At 60.9% G+C, this 19,334-nt stretch carries 13 protein-coding genes; 8 read left to right on the plus strand and 5 right to left on the minus strand.

The window, feature by feature from the left end:
- Positions 1-30: 30 nt before the first annotated feature.
- Positions 31-786, minus strand: a complete 756-nt coding sequence (locus tag CGA21_RS09755) for a MipA/OmpV family protein (protein WP_188264110.1) — start codon at positions 784-786, stop codon at positions 31-33.
- Between the two features lie 218 nt (positions 787-1,004).
- On the opposite strand from CGA21_RS09755, the gene CGA21_RS09760 reads away from it, so the two are divergent.
- The 6 genes from CGA21_RS09760 to CGA21_RS09785 are packed head-to-tail and all read left to right on the plus strand — an operon-like array spanning position 1,005 to position 8,269.
- Positions 1,005-1,703 carry an MtnX-like HAD-IB family phosphatase gene (locus CGA21_RS09760; RefSeq protein ID WP_188264111.1) on the plus strand — a complete coding sequence of 233 codons (699 nt, stop codon included), beginning with the start codon at positions 1,005-1,007 and terminating at the stop codon, positions 1,701-1,703.
- Positions 1,696-3,090 carry an aspartate aminotransferase family protein gene (locus CGA21_RS09765; RefSeq protein WP_110752725.1) on the plus strand — a complete coding sequence of 465 codons (1,395 nt, stop codon included), beginning with the start codon at positions 1,696-1,698 and terminating at the stop codon, positions 3,088-3,090. The genes CGA21_RS09760 and CGA21_RS09765 overlap by 8 nt, the downstream gene beginning before the upstream one ends.
- Positions 3,087-3,977, plus strand: a complete 891-nt coding sequence (locus CGA21_RS09770) for an alpha/beta hydrolase (protein ID WP_411157066.1) — start codon at positions 3,087-3,089, stop codon at positions 3,975-3,977. The genes CGA21_RS09765 and CGA21_RS09770 overlap by 4 nt, the downstream gene beginning before the upstream one ends.
- Positions 3,978-3,991: 14 nt before the next feature.
- Positions 3,992-5,119 (plus strand): GNAT family N-acetyltransferase, encoded by a 1,128-nt coding sequence (locus tag CGA21_RS09775; RefSeq protein ID WP_188264181.1) that lies wholly within the window; start codon positions 3,992-3,994, stop codon positions 5,117-5,119.
- Positions 5,116-6,888 (plus strand): sensor histidine kinase, encoded by a 1,773-nt coding sequence (locus CGA21_RS09780; protein ID WP_110752721.1) that lies wholly within the window; start codon positions 5,116-5,118, stop codon positions 6,886-6,888. The genes CGA21_RS09775 and CGA21_RS09780 overlap by 4 nt, the downstream gene beginning before the upstream one ends.
- A complete protein-coding gene (locus CGA21_RS09785; RefSeq protein WP_188264112.1) occupies positions 6,878-8,269 on the plus strand; it encodes a sigma-54-dependent transcriptional regulator in 1,392 nt (463 codons plus the stop codon). Before CGA21_RS09780 ends, CGA21_RS09785 begins: the two co-directional genes overlap by 11 nt.
- Here the strand turns inward: CGA21_RS09785 and CGA21_RS09790 are convergent.
- Complete coding sequence (locus tag CGA21_RS09790; protein WP_188264113.1) at positions 8,266-9,300, minus strand: alpha/beta fold hydrolase; 1,035 nt, start codon at positions 9,298-9,300, stop codon at positions 8,266-8,268. The genes CGA21_RS09785 and CGA21_RS09790 overlap by 4 nt on opposite strands.
- Positions 9,301-9,504: 204 nt before the next feature.
- Here CGA21_RS09790 and CGA21_RS09795 point away from each other — a divergent pair, with 204 nt between their 5' ends.
- Positions 9,505-14,727, plus strand: coding sequence for a dermonecrotic toxin domain-containing protein (locus CGA21_RS09795; protein WP_188264114.1), 5,223 nt, complete (start codon positions 9,505-9,507; stop codon positions 14,725-14,727).
- A gap of 41 nt (positions 14,728-14,768) precedes the next feature.
- Here the strand turns inward: CGA21_RS09795 and metE are convergent, their stop codons facing one another.
- Positions 14,769-17,081 (minus strand): 5-methyltetrahydropteroyltriglutamate--homocysteine S-methyltransferase, encoded by a 2,313-nt coding sequence (gene metE, locus CGA21_RS09800; protein WP_188264115.1) that lies wholly within the window; start codon positions 17,079-17,081, stop codon positions 14,769-14,771.
- Between the two features lie 109 nt (positions 17,082-17,190).
- On the opposite strand from metE, the gene metR reads away from it, so the two are divergent.
- Entirely contained in the window at positions 17,191-18,108 is a 918-nt protein-coding gene (gene metR / locus CGA21_RS09805) for a transcriptional regulator MetR (RefSeq protein WP_020800752.1), read from the plus strand.
- A gap of 46 nt (positions 18,109-18,154) precedes the next feature.
- Here metR and CGA21_RS09810 read toward each other — a convergent pair whose 3' ends face one another.
- Complete coding sequence (locus tag CGA21_RS09810; RefSeq protein WP_020800900.1) at positions 18,155-18,793, minus strand: LysE family translocator; 639 nt, start codon at positions 18,791-18,793, stop codon at positions 18,155-18,157.
- Positions 18,794-18,817: 24 nt separating this feature from the next.
- Positions 18,818-19,243 carry an NUDIX hydrolase gene (locus CGA21_RS09815; RefSeq protein WP_188264116.1) on the minus strand — a complete coding sequence of 142 codons (426 nt, stop codon included), beginning with the start codon at positions 19,241-19,243 and terminating at the stop codon, positions 18,818-18,820.
- Positions 19,244-19,334 lie beyond the last annotated feature (91 nt).

Consider the following 19,334-nt stretch of genomic DNA (forward strand, 5'->3'; position numbering starts at 1 on the left):
CAAGTCTGGCTCCTGCAGGCGATACGGGATTCACTCGAATTTATAGGCAAGTGCCGCCTGAACTTCGCCCTGACGTCGGGCGCCAACGGCCTTGACGATACTGCTTTGCGCTGCACTACCTTTCAGGTGAGTCCAGCCGGCGCTGCTCAGCAGCGACCAGTCCGGCGCCAGGGGAAACTCGAAGTTCTGGCTCAGGGTCACTTTCTGCAAGCCGCCACCGGCGCTATACGGGGCAATCCCCGAGGCACGAGCCTCATCGTCATCGACGCCAAAAAATGTCTGGTTGTGCCGGGCATTGGCGAAGTGCGCGGTCAAGTTATTACTGCCGATCATTGCACCACCCAGTGGATAACCCACTTCGCCCCCGACCCTTCCCAACACTCCCCTGCCACGCCTGCCCACCGTCTGACCGACAAAAGCGAATACCCGCCAGAAATCAGCCGGGGCGTATTGCACAAACCCGCCCGTCACCGCCCTGTCAGGCACATCGCGCAAACCCTGCAATTGGCCGTTGGCGGTGCGGCCAGGAAGGTAATTGACGAATGGACCGACGCTCAAACCGCTGGCGCTCAACGCGTCCCAGGTCATCCCGTCATCGCTGCCCAGGCTGAGTTCACCCCAATCCAGATCGAGGTACGGCACCGGGCGGGTCTGGTACCCACTACCACTCGGTTCGCGGGGCTGATAGCTGAAGCCAGGACCGGCTTCACCGGTGACGCCATCGGCCATGACGCTGCCAGAAAGGCAGGCCAGGGTGTTGATCAATACAAAAGCAATCCTCGACATGAGGCAATTCCTGGTGCGGGACATGCGCGCATCAATCCCCGGATTGCCCTGGCCACGCAAGCACTCATGTTGATTGTAGGGACCTACAAAAATTGTAGCTGCGCCCACCACAAAACCTGGCAAACCCCCTATGCCACGGGGCCGGGCACGATTGGCACAGTCCCTGCTCTACCCCTTGGAAAGCGCGCAGAGCGCACCCTGCCCAATAGGTACAACAGATGATTGACTGGCATATCGTGTGTGATTTCGACGGGACCATCACCCGCACCGACGTGATCGACAGCATCCTCCAGCGTTTCGCCGACCCGAGCTGGGAAGCGATCGAAAATGCATGGCTCGCGGGCGACATCGGCTCCAGGGAATGCCTTGGCCGCCAGCTTTCGCTGGTCAAGGCCACGCCAAGCGAACTGCTCAACCTCTTCGACAGCATCGAAATCGATCCGCACTTCCCCGACTTCGTCGACCACGTCATTGGCCTGGGCGCATCCTTGGAAGTGGTCAGCGACGGCATCGAACAAGCCATCGCAAGGATCCTGGCGCGCCACTACGTCAGTCTCCTGCCGATCCTCGCCAACCGCTTGCGCCAGGTCGACCACAGCCACTGGCGCATCGACTTCCCCCATGCCAATGACGCCTGTCGCGCCGCGGCCGGCAATTGCAAGTGCAGGTCTGCACCCGTGGCCCGCCGGATCCTGGTCATCGGCGACGGCCAGTCCGACCTGTGCGTGGCTGCCACCGCTGACTTCGTGTTCGCCAAGGATCGCCTGGCCGAGCACTGCGAACGTCACGACATTGCTCACGCACGCTTCGACAGCTTTGCCGAACTTCCAGCCCTGCTGGCCCTGCTGCCCAGCGTCAGCGCCGCCAACGCCACCTCTTTCAAATTCGACGCACAGGAACTCTTCCACCATGTCTGATATTCGCATCGCCACCGCCGAAGACCAGGTCCTTCTGCATAAAGAAGCCCGCTATTGCTCCTACGGCGACACCGTTCACTACATCGAGCCACCGCGTATTTTCAGCCGCTGCCAAGGTTCCTATGTCTGGGACACCAGCGACCAGGCCTATCTCGACCTGCAGATGTGGTACTCGGCGGTCAACTTCGGCTACGCCCACCCGCGCCTGAACAATGCGCTGAAACAGCAGATCGATGCTCTGCCGCAAATCGCCAGCCAGTATCTGCACAAGGGCAAGATCGAGCTCTCGGAGATGATCGCGGTCGATGCAAAGAACAAATTCGGCCTCGACGGACGTGTGCACTTCAATGTGGGAGGCTCGCAGTCCATCGAAGACTCGTTGAAAGTCGTACGCAACGCCTCCCAGGGCAAAAGCCTGATGTTCGCCTTCGAGGGTGGTTATCACGGCCGCACGCTCGGGGCTTCGTCGATCACTTCCAGCTACCGTTATCGACGCCGCTACGGCCATTTCGGCGAACGCGCCAGTTTCATCCCGTTTCCGTACCACTTTCGCGGCCCGAAAGGCATGACCAAGGAAGAGTACGGCAGCCACTGCGTGAAGCAATTCGCCCGGTTGTTCGAGACTGAATACAACGGCGTCTGGGACCCGAAAGTCGGTCAGTGCGAATACGCGGCATTCTACGTCGAACCGATCCAGGGTACCGGCGGCTATGTCATTCCGCCGATGAACTTCTACAGCGAACTCAAGCATGTACTGGACCAACACGGCATCCTGCTGGTGGTCGACGAAATCCAGATGGGCTTCTACCGCACCGGCAAGCTGTGGTCGATCGAACATTTCGACGTCAAACCGGATGTGATTGTCTTCGGCAAGGCCTTAACCAACGGCCTAAATCCGCTCGGCGGCCTGTGGGCCAGGGAAGAGCTGATCAACCCGACGATTTTCCCGCCGGGGTCGACCCATTCGACTTTTGCTTCCAACCCGCTGGGCACGGCAGTCGGCCTGGAAATGTTCAAGATGACCCGCGAAGTCGATTACGGCGCGATGGTCATGAACAAGGGCAAATATTTTCTCGACGGTTTGAAAGATTTGCAGAAACGATACCCGATCATTGGTGATGTCGATGGTCTCGGGCTGGCCCTGCGTTGCGAAATATGCGGTCCGGACGGTTTTACACCGGACAAGGAAACCCTGGACTTCATGGTCGAGGAAGGCATGAAGGGCGACATCGAAATCGACGGCACACGGCTGGGCCTGATCCTCGATGTGGGGGGCTACTACAAGAACGTGATCACCCTGGCGCCATCGCTGGAAATCAGCTACCCGGAAATCGACCTGGCCATCGCCCTGCTCGATCGCCTGCTGCATCGGGCGATGCACCGATGAACGCCACGCTGTCACCCGCAGCGATCGACGTCGGCGAAGGCAACCTCGGTTACATTCTCGGTAGCGGAAAGGTCGCGGTGTTGCTGATTCATGGCCTGACCGGCACCCCGAGGGAGCTGCGTCGCGTGGCCATGGGCCTGGCGGAAGCGGGATATACCGTCTACGTGCCGACCCTGGCCGGCCACTGTGGCAACAACGCCGACCTGCAAGCCACGCGATGGCACGACTGGTACGAGAGTGCACGCAACACCTACCGCGGCATGCGCCATAAACACGAACGGGTTTTCGTCGGTGGTTTGTCCATGGGCGCCGTGCTGTCGATGTACCTGGCGGCCGAACACCCGGGACAGATCGAAGGCTTGCTGCTGTACTCGACGACCTTGCGTTACGACGGCTGGAACATGCCCAAGGCGGCTGTCCTCACGCCGTTGCTGATGGCGATCCCCTTTGGTGTACACCTGTGCCGCTTCAATGAAAAATCCCCCTTCGGCATCAAGGACGAACGCCTGCGGGCAATCGTCGAGCGGCAAATGAAGGCAGGCGAAAGTGGGAATGCCGGGCTGTTGACCATGTCCGGGGTCAGTGTTCGCGAATTGCACCGATTGGTCGCGGCAGTGAAAAAACGCATGCCGCAAATCACCACCCAGGCACTGGTGGTGCATTCGCGCGAAGACGATATCACCAGCCGCTGGAACGCCGACTATGTGGAACGCAAGCTCGGTGGTCCGGTGGTGAAAATACTCCTCGACGACTGCTACCACATGATCACCGTCGACCTGCAGTATCGACGGGTGGTGGAGTTGAGCGTGGATTTCATCCAGCAACGTTTCAAGCAGCAGTCCAGCACTGCGCTTGCCACGGGCCAGGCTTTTCGGCCATGGGTATGAGGCAAGCCCCCCCCGTGATCACCGGCCATGCCTTTTCGACCATTGAGGACATCGACCGTGGTGCGTGGAACGACTGCTTCCCTGCCGAGCTGGAGGACTGGGATTACTACCGGGCCGTTGAACAGGCAGGCATTGCCGACTTTCAATGGCGCTATCTGGTTTTGTATGAGCACCAGAGCGTGGTTGCAGCAGCGGTGGTGTTCACCACCGCCTATTCACTGGACACCACCGTTCAAGGCCTGGGCAAACGCATCTGCGAGCGACTGCGCCGCTGGCGCCCGGGACTGCTCGATATCCCGCTCTACGCCTTGGGCTCACCGGTCTCCGAGCGTTGCCATGCGGGCACGGCCCGGCATATCGAGCCTGCCCGGCGCCCCGCCCTGCTCGGACAATTATTGATCCTGGCCCGTGACGATGCGGACAAGGCCGGCATTGGCCTGTTGGCCGTGAAGGACGCGTCGCACAGTGACCCGCAGTGGTTGCAGGCTTGCCAAGACGCAGGCCTGCACAGCATGCCCGGCTTGCCCGGCGCCGAACTGCCCATCTCCTTCAACAGCCTCGATGCCTACCTCGGCACCCTCGGCAAATCCACCCGCAAGGACCTGCGCCGCACCTTGCGCACCCAGGGGCCCAGTATCGAGTGGCGACGGGAAGTGGAGGACTTGCTGCCGGTCATGATGCAACTCTACGAAGCCACATTGAACCGCAGCGACCTGAAGTTCGAACGCTTGCCTGCGGCCTATTTCCGCCAGGTGCTGGAACAACTCGATGAACGAGCCGCCTGCGTACTCTACTGGCTTGGCGAAGACCTGGTCGCGTTCAACCTGGTATTGCTGGATGGCCAGCGACTGGTGGACAAGTTTTTCGCCCACGACCTCAGCCGCACCCGCCAACACAACCTCTACATGCGCAGTTGGCTGGCCAATGTCGACTACTGCATTGAACATGGCCTTACGATCTATGCATGCGGCCAGGCCGGCTATGCCGGTAAGCTGCGCCTGGGTTGCTCGTTCACCGGAAACACCGTGTTTTTTCGCCACCGAAACCGCTGGATCAACGGCTTGTTGCGCGGGTTGAAAGTGTTTATCCGTCCTGACCGATCCGACCCTGCCATGGCTGCTGCGATAAGCGAAACCCGATGACCAAAGCCCCACGCCCCACCCCCCGAACTTTCGCCCTTTCCGACTGGAGCCTGCAGCGCAAACTGGTGCTGGCTTTCTGGCTGGTCAGCGTAATACCGACAATGATCGCCGCCGAACTCGCGGCCACCACGTTGTCGCAGATCTTCGACAGCAACGTGCGGATCTGGCTGCAGGAATCGACCCGGATCGTCGAGGACGAAATCAGCGAGATCCTGCGCGACCATGCCCGGGCTGCGCAGTTGTTCTTGCGCTATACGCGCCCGCCCACCGACCGGCTGTCGACCCGACACGACAAACTGACCACTGACATCGCCGAGTCAATGGGCATCGACGTGGTGGCGCTGGTTCGCAGTAACGACCACCAAGTGGTGTTCAGCAGTGTCGCCGACGATGTGATTCGCCAGATCAGCACCGCCCCCAGAGCCGTGCTGCAAACCTTGCAAGTCGCAGGCGTAGCGACCGGCACCGTGGTTTCGACCTTCGAGACCGAGCAGGACGGCCTCCAATACCAACTGGTGATCGCCACCTACCTGGACAACAGCTTCCTCACCAGCGTGGCCGATGTTCATTCCCTGGACCTGCGCCTGTACCTGGCCAAGGCCGATGATTTCCCGGAAATTTTCTCGACCCAACGCTTCCAGGATCATCCCCTGAAGGTGCCGGCAAAAATCGAACAGTCGATGCGCCTGAGCAAACAGCCCATCGAGCAATTCACCAGTCGCTACAGCGGAATCTACCAACCGATACTCAATGATAACGGCGAGCTGCAAGGCGTGATCTTCAGTGGCTTGTTGCGCCACAGCAGCCTGGTCGGGCTGGTGAACCAGAGCAACCTGTTCATCCTGATTTTCCTGCTCAGCTCGGCGGGCTCGCTGGCGGTCGGCTGGCTGGTTTCGCAGCGTCTGACCAAACCCCTGCGCGGTCTGTCCAAGGGCGTGCAAGCTGTCATTGCCGGGGATTACCGCCAGCGCCTGGTCGTGACCGGCGGCGACGAACTGGCGGAATTGAGCAGCACCTTCAACCACATGAGCGAACGCCTTGGCCAGCTGCAACATCTGGAATCACAGCTGCGTCGCCGCGACCGACTACACGCCCTGGGCGAAGTAGCCATGGGCCTGGCCCATGAAATCCGCAACCCCCTGGGCATCATCAAGACCGCGACCCAACTGCTGCATCGGCGCGCCGATCTGCCGGAGGCCGACAAGCGCCACCTGGAATACGTCGTCAGCGAAGTCAGCCGGATCAACGACCTGATCACCGACTTCCTCGATTTCGCCAAACCCGGCGCGCCCCTGCGATCCATGCAAGCGGCACGGCCGCTGGTAGAGGAATGGATGGGTTTCTGCGCGCCAGAGCTGGCCAACCACCAAATCGACGCGCACATTGACGATCAGGCCCCCGGCGCCACCCTTTACGCCGACGCGCGGCAACTCAAGCAGGCCGGCCTTAACCTGATCGTCAACGCCATCGACGCCATGCCCGACGGTGGGCACCTGACGCTTGCGATCAGCAGCGATCCGCCATACACCGTGATCAGCATCCGCGACACCGGCCCGGGCATCGAACCGGACATGCTCGAGCGTATCTTTACGCCGTTCGTCACCACCAAGGCCTCGGGTACCGGCCTCGGTCTGGCGAAGGTGTACTCGATCATGGAAAGTCATGACGGGCGCATCGAGTGCAGCAGTGGAAAAAACGCCGGCGCTACATTCAGCCTCTACATTCCGGGCAATGGCGACGAGTCCGATGAGGCCAGCGATGACGCATAACGTACTGGTGGTCGACGACGAACCCAAGCTCTGCGACCTGCTGGCGTCGGCGCTGGGTCAGAACGGCATCACGGTGTTCACCGCGGGCAATGGCTTGCACGCCCTGAAGGTACTGGAGGTCGAAGACATCGACCTGGTCATCAGCGACTGGCGCATGCCCGGCATGGACGGTCCACAGTTGCTGGGGGAAATCAAAAACCGCTTTCCGCAGCTGCCGGTGATCGTCATGACGGCCTATAGCACCGTGAAAAACGCCGTGCAGTCGATGCGCAACGGGGCATTCGACTATATTGCCAAACCGTTCGACATCGATGAGCTGGATATCACCGTCAGCAAGGCCCTGCAATTTCGCGACATCCTCCAAGACAACCAGCGCATGCGCGCCGAACTCGACGAACACCAACAGATCGACAGCCTGATCGGCGACAGCCCGAGTTTTCGTCGGGTGTTGCAGGCGATCGATTCGGTGCGTGAAAGCAATGCGACGATTTTGCTGACCGGCGAAAGCGGCACCGGCAAGGAAATGGTCGCCCGGGCAATCCACAAGCACGGCAATCGCGCCGACAAGCCCTTCGTCGCGGTGAACTGTGCGGCCATCCCCGAAGGATTGCTGGAAAGCGAAATGTTCGGCCATCGCAAAGGCGCGTTTACCGGAGCCGTCGCCGACCGCGTCGGACGCTTCCTGCAAGCGGACAAAGGCACGCTATTTCTCGATGAAATCGGCGAAATGCCGCTGGCCTTGCAGGCGAAGATCCTGCGGGCGCTGCAGGAGCGTGTGATCGAGCCGGTGGGCGATCCTCGCGAGCGCAAGGTGGATGTACGAGTGATTGCGGCAACCAACAAAAACCTGCTGGACGCGGTGGCCAACAAGGAGTTTCGCGAAGACCTCTATTACCGCCTCAACGTCTTTCCCATCCCCCTCCCCGCCCTGCGCGAACGGGTTGAAGACATCGCCCCGCTGGCCCGGCATTTCGCCCAAATCCTGGGTGCCACGGCCGGCAAGCGCATCAGCGGTTTCAGCCCCGCGGCGTTGCAGGCCATGGCCCATTACTCGTGGCCTGGCAACATTCGCGAACTACAAAATTGCGTGGAACGCGCGACCATCGTCGCGTCTGGGACGGTCATCGACGACGACGATCTGCCGGCGTACCTGTTTGCTGCATCGGCGGCCACCTGCAGTGCCATTCCCAATGAAGGCATGGGTGTGCCGTCAGACCTCGAAGCCGCACTGGCGCAAGTCGAAAGGAATTACATCCTGGCAGCCCTTGAGCAGAGCAACGGTGTGCAGGCCGCGGCGGCGCAGTTGATCGGCATCTCCGAGCGCAGCTTCTGGTACCGGCTGAAGAAACTGGGCATTCACGTGGACAAGATCGTGCGTTAAAGCAGGTTGTGATCAGACACCGGCTCAATCTGCGCCCAATGCGAAGTGTCCTCTCGATGCGCCCGTAGATATGGCAACACCGCCGCCAGCAACGGCGCCTTGAACGCTTCCTGAAACCGATGAGCCAACCCCGGTATCAACTTCAACTGGCTGCCACGCAGATGCGCCGCCAGGTGCACGCCGTGCATCACCGGCAATAATGGATCGGCCGTGCCATGCACCACCAGCGCCGGCACCCGTAGCTGGTTGAGCAGTGCCACTCGGCTCGGCTCGGCCAGGATCGCCAGGATCTGCCGTTTGGCCCCCTCGGGATTGAATGCCCGGTCATACGCCAGTGCCGCCTGATGCAGCAGTGCCTGACGATCATCGGTTACCGACGGACTGCCCAGTGCCGCCAGCAGGTCCGCCTGTTGCTCAAGTGCGATTTCACGGTTGGGCGCCCCCCGGCGCGCCAGCAACTGCAGCAGCGCCGCACTGGGTGCGGGTAAACCTTCGGCGCCGGAAGTACTCATGATCAGGGTCAGGCTTTCCACCCGCTGTGGCGCCATCGCCGCCATGTGCTGGGCAATCATCCCACCCATGCTGGCGCCCAGTACATGAAATTGCTCGATGTGTAACGCATCCATCAGGCCCAGGGCATCATCTGCCATATCGATCAGGGTGTAAGGCGCCGACACGGGCAAGCCGAGCTTATAGCGCAACACTTCGAAGGTCAGGTCGGCCTCGACCGGGGGTTGCCGCCAGGTCGACAGGCCGACATCGCGATTGTCATAACGAATCACCCGGAACCCTTGCTGACAGAGCGCAACCACCACTTCGTCAGGCCAATGAATCAACTGCCCACCGAGGCCCATCACCAGCAGCAATGCCGGGTCCGAAGCGCGACCGATGCTCTGGTACGCCAGGCTTACCTGATCCAGGTTGACCCGCTCGGTGGCCACATTGACGTCACAGCGGGACGCCGAAAAAGAAGGAAAACTCAACAACAACGAGGCCAAAAAGGCCGCTGTCGATAAAAATCGTGCACGCATGAAAAACACCGAAACGCAGAACCCCAGTAGAGCGCGAGTCTGATGATGTTTGTTCAAGCGCGCTGCCACAAATGCATGACAGTTTCGTGAACGCCGCCCAGTGGTCGATGCGATAACTATGTAGTGCCACAGGCCCGGGGCATTTTTTTTTAATGGCTTGATCCGGAGTGGACCCGCCGCTCCCCAGGAAAGAGCCCCGTCACCATGACCGAAAGACTGCTGCCGACACTGCTGCCACCCTCCCTCTCCACCCCATCGCCAATCGTCATGCCCGAGTTTTCAACGCTGCCGGGCACCATCGATCAGACCCTGCTGCAACGTGCCTTGAGCCGTTGGCAAGCCTGCCAGGAAGGTTTGCAGTCACTGTTCGCGGACGCGCCGCCGAACGTTGGCGCTGATGCCTATTGGAATGCCCGCGCCCCCGGTACACCGCTGTCGCGGCGTGATCGGGCCAGTCAGTTGTACCGCGATCATATCGAAGCTACGGCCCACGCGGGATTCGCCCTGGGATCCCTGAGCGCCGAACAACTGAAGCCGCTGTGGCAGGTTCTGGACGCCGAAACTGCGGCAATGGGTCTGGACGATCAGTTGATCCATTGCGAACACCTGGCGCTGAAGTTGAGCGACAACAGCATCCGCAAACTCCCCGCGGCCTGGGTGATCAGCGTGGGCAACCAGCAACCTGCCGCGCAGTTGCTGTACCTGCCCTCCCGACCGATTCCGGTCCAGGCCTTCGACGAACGTGGCGACATGGAGCATTGGTTGTCCGCACAACTACTCGCTCCCCCCGAGCTGCCCAGTCATTACAGGTTTGAATACACGGCCGGCACCGGCCCTTTGACGACAGGCATCGCGCAGCTGTTTACGCCCGGGGTGCAGCCCCGCATTGCCGAGGTGTTCGCCCAGGCGCCGACCCTTGCGAACCTGGAGCTGACTGAGGGCCTTGGCGATGAAGACCAATCATCGCCCTTCGATAGCCTGTCTGCCGATATTCCCCGGGCACTGCGCCAGGCCTCGCTGGGCAAACAGCGAGCAGCGCTGGAAACACTGCTGGGCGAAGCATTCGACAGCGACCGCCAACAGGCGCTCGACGACACACTCAAGGCGTTGGAAACCGCAGCGCTTGCGGCAGATACGGGCGCGTCCACCGTGCTCTACCGATCGCGCACGCTGGACCTGATAACGTTCAATCGTGGCTTCAACGCGCTTTACCAGGCGCACAAGGACGGCTTGAAGGCCGAAGTTGAACTGCAACGCACGCTCAATCAGCTCGACGACACTGAACTCGATTGGCTCAAGGTCCTGCTGGACACGCCAGACACCGCCGAACACGACCCTGACGCTGCCTTCGCCAGCCTATCGCTGAGCATGGCAACCGACACCGGTGAACCTTTGCGCCATGAACTTGACGGGGTGTTTGTCATTGCCTGCTCGCAAGCCCTGTCCGACCCGGATTCGCCCCACAGTCTGTTGCTTTATTGGCCCGGCATCGGCGGCGGCTTGCAACGATTCGCCAACCGCAAAGACCTGGAACAGCAGTTGTTGAAAATCCAGCGCCAGGACCCGGTGCTGGCCCTGCAACTGACGACCATCTCGACAGATCCGCTGCGGTACAGTCTCAATCGACAGATCAGCCATTTCGAAGAACAGGCTGCGCAAATACGCCGACGCTATCCTGACAGCACGCCGGCATCACAACGTGCGCAGGAACTGGAAAAGCTGCGCAGGCAAACATTGGCATTGCTACAGGTCCCGGTAAACGCGGCAAGAAGCCTGGCGCTTACGCACCTGCAGGAACAACGCCGCAGTGCCTCGATGGTTGCCCGTCTTCCCACCTGGCTGGCCACCCTGGCAGCACCCGACGCTGCCAGGCTCAAAAGCCTGACCAGCGCCTGTATCCAGGCCCTGCAGCGCAGCCACGAGCAACTGGAAACAATCCTGATACCTCGCACCACATTCACCCGTCGACACCTGCAGGCGCAGCTGCGCAAAGACTTTTCACTCAAAGGAGACTTCGACGTCCAGCTCGACTTGCCCGATTCCGTCACGCTGCAAAAACAACTGACCGACGGTGCGGCTCCCGGCACCCCGCAAAAACTGGTGGCGGTACCCAGTACCGCCAGAAGCAAGATGACCCTCGAGGAACTGGCCCAGCTCAACATCGACAACACCCCGTCGATGCAGCTTGAGCCTTTGTCCTTGCGCCTGGGTTTCATGCGTGTGGAAGTCACGACCCTGGACGACAGTGAACGCCGGACCCTCACAACCGGCATCACCCATGCCTACCTGCGCAAGACGCTACCGGCGCTGAATCTGCCCAAGACCTACGAGCAACTGATCCATGACACCTTCATGGGCAGTCACAGCGAGCCGCTGTTTGTCAGGGAACATCGCCGGGAATGCCTGATCGAACCCTGGCGCCAGACCCTCAAGCTGCAAGGTGAGTGCGCACGCCTGCAAAGGCAGATCAGTTTTACCGACCTGCAGATCCTCGACATCGCCATCGACGCCGATACCCCGCAAGCCTGGCACGCGGACGGCAAGCGCATCGAGATCTTGCCGGCCTACCTGAATGCGGGCGGCAAGGACACCCCCAACGAAGGCCCGGTGACCTTGTCCGGCGTGACGTTCATTCAGGAACAGGTCAGCGGCGTGACGTTGCTGTACCTGCCCGACAGTCCCGACGGCCAGTGCCTGCGCCGTTACGGCAGCCTCGAACAGGCGCGCAAGGCCCTGTTCAACCTGTGCCTGAACAGCGAGATGGTCAGCTATCTGGCCGGTCGCGCCTTGCAGGGTGACGTGCGGGCTCATGAAAGCCGGATCAACCAGGCCGTCCTCAAACACTTCGACGCCATGATCGGTGTCGGGATGCGCTGGCCGGCACTCACTTCGCTGGCCGCGCACCTGCTCAATACCCAGATGGGGCGCCTGGTCGAAGCCCATCGCGGCACATCGCGGTCCAACGATGCGTTATTCCTCGAACGCTACGCACTCAGCGGACCCAAGGCGCTGAACTACATAAAAATGGCCGTGGGGGTCGTGCCTTTTGTCGGCACCGCCGTTTCTCTCTACGATGCCTGGAGCAGTGCCAACCAGGCCGTCGCGGCGCTGTTACGTGCCGACGTGGGTGAAGGCCTGGCTGAGATCGAGTCGGTGCTACTGTCTCTGATCGATGCGGCCATGGACATTCTTCCCGGTACGTCGGGCACCAGAACGGCCACGGGCGCCCGCGCACTGACGCGCGCTCGTCAGTTGGGGGCGCTCGGCAACGGCGCCATGGCCTTGCCACAGACATCCAGGCACCAGGCGCGGCACATTGCCGAACGCTTCGCCGGTTATGAGTACGAGAAACCGATATCCCTGCTCGGGTTGAAACCGGCCAGGCACGGTATCTATCGCAATGTCTACCGACATGCCGACGGTGATTTCATCACTCGCCAGGGCCGTATCTTCCAGGTTGAACCGAGCAAGGACTCACGTGGCTGGCGGCTGAGCGGTACTCGTAAAAAAACCTACAAGCAACCTGTCGCTCTGGATGAAGCAGGCCGCTGGGACACCTGGTTCGGTGTCTACGGGTCGACCTTCGAGGGCGGCGGGCTGGGGGGTGGTGGCGCACTCGGGCATCTGGCCGACACCCTCGACCCGCTCTGGCCGGCCACCATTCGCGAACGACTGCCACGTTGGTGGGCCGATCGGGTGTTCCGCCGCAACACCGCCTTGACCAGCACCGCCGACAACCTGGCACCGCAACTCGACAGCCAGGTCCAGCGTACCAACGCGGCGCTGGAGCACTATAACAACAGTTCCGTGCAAGCCCGCCCGGCCCTGCTGCCGGCTACCGAAGCGGCCTGTATCGGCGATATCGAACTGGCCGGCAGACACTACCAGACGCTGGTCGAACTGACGCCCCTGACCCACGGCAACAAACGACGCGCGCTCAAGGACATGCAAAGTCATGACGCCCTCGTGATCGCCGACAGGCAAAAGCAACGGGTGTTTTTCGCCAACCATCGGGCTGATCCGCTCATGGGCAAGATCGACGCCTTAGTCGACCAACTGGACGCACTGCCGGACAATGCACTCGCCGAACGCATTCGGATCCTGCACGACATCCGCAAGCTGCGCGTGGAATTCATTGGCCATCTGGAGCAGATGGAAACGGCAATGCGCGAGCTCAACCGGTGGTACGAGCGCATTACGGTCAGCAGCGAAAAGGCCCAGCTGACCCCCGAAGTAACGATGTTGAACGGACGCCTGAGCGAATCCAATCTGCTTTACCTGAAAACCGGTCATCTGCTGGAAACCGTCAAGCGCTTCGACACCACCAAGGATCTTTCCTGGTTCCATCTACAGGCCCAGGCCGACAGCCTGCGGACCAAGGTCGACCGTGCCTTGTTCACCCAATACAGCCTGGCGGAAGTCAGCGCCACTCGGGCCCAGCGCAATCAGATCCTCCAGGAATGCCTCGAGCACTACCGGCAATTCCGCCGGGGCATGAATGCCTGGACCGCCAGCTATCCCCAACACTTTCATCTCGACGCGGTGGGCCCCTTGCTGGAGGGTATCGAGAAAATGGCCGAACGGGCACGCAAGGCCATCGACCTGCCGGCTCCCGTCATGCCAGCCGGGCAACGCAGCAAGAAAGTCTTCATGACTGAAGACGACCACTTGTTGATCGGGGTGGAACGCTGGGAACCGACTACCCAGAAGCGCCAATACATCCTGACCGGCCAGGGTGGCGTCAAGGAAATATGGGAACAGGCTGCAAACGGCAAGTTTCGCCTGCTCAACCCACCGCAGCCGACCGCTCGCCCCGCGCACAGGGACCCGGGTGCCATGGTCGAAGAGGCCCGTAGCCGCCTGCAGTCGCAGCCGGCCTACCAGGCGAAGATCGAAGCCTATGCAGCGCAAGACATGCTCCCGGTTGATCTGGAGCACATGATGGTCAGTGAGGCCGGCGAACTGTCGCGCCGAGCGCTCGATATCGAAGCCGTTGCCCCACAGAGTCCCGTCATCGCGCAACTGCGTAACAAGGCGACCGAACTGATTTCCACCGGACGCCTGATGCGCACCCGCCAGTCACTGAGCAGCAAGAACCCTACGGATGGAATGCTCGATGACCTGATCAGCCAAAACGCGGTGGAGATACGTAAAACCAGCCCGATAAAAAGCCTGCGAAAACGCCCTGATGGCCGAGCCGATTACTTGCAGGAATACGAAATCTGGGACCGCACCGCCATGCCGCCCAATGTGTTGTGGTATGCCCATTTTCATTACGGCAAGGCGGCGTCCGCCTTCGCCGAGTTCGAAAAGGCACACCTGAAGCTGCCGCAGTATCGATTCCTGACCCACGCCGATGACGCCACCCTTCCCTACGCCGACATCGGCAAACGGTCACCGGTATTGCGCCATTTCGATCAGGTCTGACAGGAAAAACGGGAGCGGCCGGTCCTCTCCCGTTGATGTCCTCAAGCCAGTTGACTGCGCAGTTGCCGTGCCGCGGCGACCATGTTCACCAGGGCGGCTTCGGTTTCCGGCCACGCCCGGGTCTTCAAACCGCAATCGGGGTTGACCCACAACCGCTCGGCCGGGATCCACTTGACGGCCTTGCTGATCAGTTTGACCATTTCGGCGGTGTCCGGCACCCGTGGCGAATGGATGTCGTAGACACCCGGACCGATATCGTTCGGGTAGTCGAACGCTTCAAAGGCTTGCAGCAACTCCATGTCCGAACGCGATGTTTCAATGGTGATCACATCGGCATCCATCGCCGCTATGGCTTCAATCACATCGTTGAATTCGCTGTAGCACATGTGGGTGTGGATCTGGGTTTCGTCGCGCACACCGCTGGCGCTCAAGCGGAATGCCTGCACCGCCCAGTCCAGATATTCCTGCCATTGCGCCCGGCGCAGCGGCAGGCCCTCGCGAAACGCCGCTTCGTCGATCTGCACGATCTTGATGCCGGCGGCCTCCAGATCCAGCACTTCGTCGCGCAGGGCCAGGGCCAGTTGCTGCGCCTGCACTTTGCGGGACACGTCTTCGCGGGGGAACGACCACATCAGCATGGTCACGGGGCCGGTGAGCATGCCTTTCATGACCTTGTCGGTCTGGCTTTGCGCGTAGCTGATCCAGTCAACCGTCATGGCTTTGGGACGGCTCAGGTCGCCATAGATGATTGCCGGTTTCACACAGCGCGAACCGTAGCTCTGCACCCAGCCGAAGCGGGTGAAGGCATACCCGTCAAGCTGCTCGGCAAAGTACTCGACCATGTCATTGCGCTCGGCTTCGCCATGCACCAGCACATCCAGCCCCAAGCGTTCCTGAATCTGCACGGCATGGCGGATTTCGTGGTGCATGGCATCGGTGTAATCGTTGGCCGACAGCTTGCCTTGCTTGAAGGCCTGACGCGCCAGGCGAATCGAGCCGGTTTGTGGAAACGAGCCGATGGTGGTGGTCGGGAACGCTGGCAACTTCAAGCGTGCGCGCTGTTGCTCGATGCGTTTGGCAAACGGTGAATGACGCTGGCTGTCCGTGGCAACGATGGCGTTGATCCGCGCCTGTACCTGGGCCTTGTGAATACGTGGCGACTCGGCGCGGCTGGTCGCAATGGCACGGCTTTGAGCCAGCGCCGCTTGCACTTTGGGTGCTTGCGGATCATTCAAGGCATCGCGCAGTACCGCGATTTCGCCACATTTCTGCACCGCAAACGCCAGCCAGCTTTTCAGTTCCGGATCAAGCTTGTCTTCACGCTCCAGGTCCACCGGGCTGTGCAGCAGCGAACAGGAGGTGCTGACCCACAGGTTGTCGCCAAAACGCTCCTGGGCAAATTGCAGTTGCGCCAGCACCGGTTCCAGCTCGCAGCGCCAGACGTTGCGGCCATTGACCAAGCCCACCGAGAGAATCTTGTAGGTTGGCAGCCGATCGAGCACGTGCAGCAGTTGATCCGGCGCACGCACCGCATCGATGTGCAAGCCTTGCACCGGCAGGCCGACAGCCAGGCCGAGGTTGTCCTGCAGGCCGCTGAAGTAAGTGGCCAGCAGCTTTTTCAGCGGCGAGTACTGCAGGATGTGGTAGGCCCGTTCAAAGGCGTTTTTCCATTCCTGCGGCAAGTCGAGGGTCAGGATCGGTTCATCGATCTGTACCCACTCCACGCCTTGGGCAGCGAGACGCACGAGGATCTCGTTGTAGACCGGCAGCAGGCGTTCCAACAGGTCGAGTTTATCGAAGTCCTGGCCTTTGACTTTGCCCAGCCACAGGTAAGTCAACGGGCCGATGATCACCGGCTTGACGGTGTGCCCCAGGGCCTTGGCTTCATCGACTTCATCGAACAGCTGTTCCCAGCTCAGCGTGAACTGCTGGTCAGCGCTGAATTCCGGGACCAGGTAGTGGTAATTGGTGTCGAACCACTTGGTCAGTTCCTGGGCGTATTGCTCTGAGCCCTGCTCCGAGCCGCAGCAGCTCGCCGTGGCGCCACGCCCCATGGCGAACAGCGTGTCGAGGGTCGGCAGGCCACGCTCATCCCGGGTGTTGTCGAAACGCTCGGGGATCACGCTGAAGGCCAGGGAATGAGTCAGTACCTGGTCGTACCAGGCAAAGTCGCCGACCGGCAGCAGGTCGATACCGGCGTCTTTCTGCAATTGCCAGTGGCGGGCGCGCAATTGGCGACCGACGTTTTTCAGCGCCTGTTGGTCGATGTCGCCCTTCCAGTAGGATTCGAGGGCTTTTTTCAGTTCGCGGTCGGCACCGATGCGGGGAAAACCAAGGGTGTGGGCTACGGCCATGTCGAATTGCTCCTGGGTAAAAGATGGCGCTATTGTCGACAGCGAAGCCATCATGAGACAAACTCAACCTTTTCGTGTTGATCACAAGTTTTCCTCATGGAGCCCCACGGTGCTTGAAATCCGTCACCTGAAGACCCTGCACGCCTTGCGCGAAGCCGATAGCCTGGTGGATGCAGCCGACCGCCTGCACCTGACGCAATCGGCGCTGTCCCATCAGTTCAAGGAACTTGAAGAACGCATGGGCATGCCGTTGTTCGTGCGCAAGACCAAGCCGGTGCGTTTCACCAGTGCCGGCTTGCGCCTGCTGCAACTGGCCGATGCCACCTTGCCGCTGCTGCGCGCCGCTGAGCGCGACATCGCGCGGCTGGCCGGCGGCACCGCGGGACGCTTGCACATGGCCATCGAGTGCCACAGTTGTTTCCAGTGGCTGATGCCGACCATCGACCAGTTCCGCGACGCCTGGCCGGAAGTCGAGTTGGACCTGGCCTCGGGCTTCTCCTTCGCCCCACTGCCCGCCCTGGCCCGTGGCGACCTGGACCTGGTGGTGACGTCCGACCCGGTGGAACTGGTAGGGATCACCTATGTGCCACTGTTTACCTATGAAGCGATGCTCGCGGTGGCGAATCAGCACCGCTTGGCCAGCAAGGCCTACATCGTCCCGCAAGACTTGCTCAGCGAAACCCTGATCACCTACCCGGTGGAACGTGACCGGCTGGATATCTTCACGCGTTTCCTGGAACCGGCCGACGTCGAACCGGCCCAGGTCCGCACCTCGGAACTGACGGTGATGATGATGCAACTGGTGGCCAGCGGGCGCGGCGTGTGCGGCATGCCCCATTGGGCGCTGCATGAATACAGCTCACGGGGCTATGTGAAGGCCAAGCGCCTGGGCGAGAAAGGCCTGTTTGCGACGCTGTATGCGGCGATCCGGGCCGACATGCTCGATGCGCCGTACATGCGGGACTTCTTGCTGACAGCCAAGGACACGTCGTTTTCGACGCTGGATGGGGTTAGCGCGGTGCGCTAGAACACCTCTGTGGCGAGGGGACTTGTCCCCTCGCCACAAAAGCTGTTCAGGCCATCCGTTTTTGCTCGAGCATCAAGCGCAACGCCAGTGCCGACAACACAAAGCCCATGAAATAACGTTGCAATGCCAGCCAGGTCGGATTGCTGACAAACCATGACGCGATGCCCGACGCGAACAGGGCGATCATCAGGTTGACGCAGAAACTGACGCTGATCTGGGTCAGGCCCAGAACGATACTTTGAGTGAACACCGAACCGTGCTCAGGGGTGATGAATTGCGGAAACACCGACAGGTAGAACACCGCAATCTTCGGATTCAGGGCGCTGGTGAGAAACCCCATGGTGATCAACTTGCGCGACGAATCCGGTGGTAGTTGTTGCGCTTCGAACGGCGAACGCGCTCCCGGCTTGACCGCCTGCCAGGCCAGCCACAACAGGTACAGCGCGCCGGCCCACTTCAACACTTCGTAGGCCATCGGCACCGCCAGGAACACGGCGGTCAACCCGGCCGCGGCGGCGAACAGATGCACAAAGAAACCCGCGACCACGCCGAGCAACGAAGTGACCCCGGCCTTGCGGCCCTGGCAAATCGAACGGGAGATCAGGTAGATCATGTTCGGCCCCGGTGTCAGCACCATCAACAACGCGGCAGCGGCGAAAATCAGCAGGTCTTGAAGCGGGATCATGGGCGAAGTCCTTTGCGTAAATGATCAGGCGGTCGCGGTCAGCGAAGCTCGATAAAACGGCAGGATCAGGTCCCGTGTCAATGGCGCCAGAACGACACCACCGTCGGCACCTGGATCAATCCAGAGCACCTCTTCGATCTCGGCGGCCGGGGACACATCGGTATCGATGGTCAGCAGAAACAGTTCGGCCTGTACGACAAACCCTGGCTCATTGGCGGCAGGGGCCGAGAACTGTCCGAGGAAAGTGGCTTGCGTCGGATCGATGACCAGCCCCAACTCTTCTTCCAGCTCCCGGGCCAGCGCGCTGGCCGGTTGCTCATGGGCCTCGATTTTGCCGCCCGGTTGCATGAATGCCTGGGTGCCGCGCTTGCGCACCAGCAGGGTGCGGCCGTCGGGGCCGATCAACAGGGCGGCGGCGATGTGGATAAGTTGGGCGGGAAACGTCGACATGAAAAGAGGCCTTTGACTCAAAGCGGCAAGGATCACATGTCCGCCATCGATGATCAAAGGCTCCGGGTTTGATCGTTCCCACGCGTGGGAA

It is taken from the genome of Pseudomonas sp. PSB11 (genome assembly GCF_014596605.1).
GTDB lineage: Bacteria > Pseudomonadota > Gammaproteobacteria > Pseudomonadales > Pseudomonadaceae > Aquipseudomonas > Aquipseudomonas umsongensis.

Bases quoted from the DNA above. Each gene is read 5' to 3' on its own strand.
- CGA21_RS09755 (WP_188264110.1), bottom strand. From the start codon at position 786: ATGTCGAGGATTGCTTTTGTATTGATCAACACCCTGGCCTGCCTTTCT.
- CGA21_RS09760 (WP_188264111.1), top strand. From the start codon at position 1,005: ATGATTGACTGGCATATCGTGTGTGATTTCGACGGGACCATCACCCGC.
- CGA21_RS09765 (WP_110752725.1), top strand. From the start codon at position 1,696: ATGTCTGATATTCGCATCGCCACCGCCGAAGACCAGGTCCTTCTGCAT.
- CGA21_RS09770 (WP_411157066.1), top strand. From the start codon at position 3,087: ATGAACGCCACGCTGTCACCCGCAGCGATCGACGTCGGCGAAGGCAAC.
- CGA21_RS09780 (WP_110752721.1), top strand. From the start codon at position 5,116: ATGACCAAAGCCCCACGCCCCACCCCCCGAACTTTCGCCCTTTCCGAC.
- CGA21_RS09785 (WP_188264112.1), top strand. From the start codon at position 6,878: ATGACGCATAACGTACTGGTGGTCGACGACGAACCCAAGCTCTGCGAC.
- CGA21_RS09790 (WP_188264113.1), bottom strand. From the start codon at position 9,300: ATGCGTGCACGATTTTTATCGACAGCGGCCTTTTTGGCCTCGTTGTTG.
- CGA21_RS09795 (WP_188264114.1), top strand. From the start codon at position 9,505: ATGACCGAAAGACTGCTGCCGACACTGCTGCCACCCTCCCTCTCCACC.
- metE (WP_188264115.1), bottom strand. From the start codon at position 17,081: ATGGCCGTAGCCCACACCCTTGGTTTTCCCCGCATCGGTGCCGACCGC.
- CGA21_RS09810 (WP_020800900.1), bottom strand. From the start codon at position 18,793: ATGATCCCGCTTCAAGACCTGCTGATTTTCGCCGCTGCCGCGTTGTTG.
- CGA21_RS09815 (WP_188264116.1), bottom strand. From the start codon at position 19,243: ATGTCGACGTTTCCCGCCCAACTTATCCACATCGCCGCCGCCCTGTTG.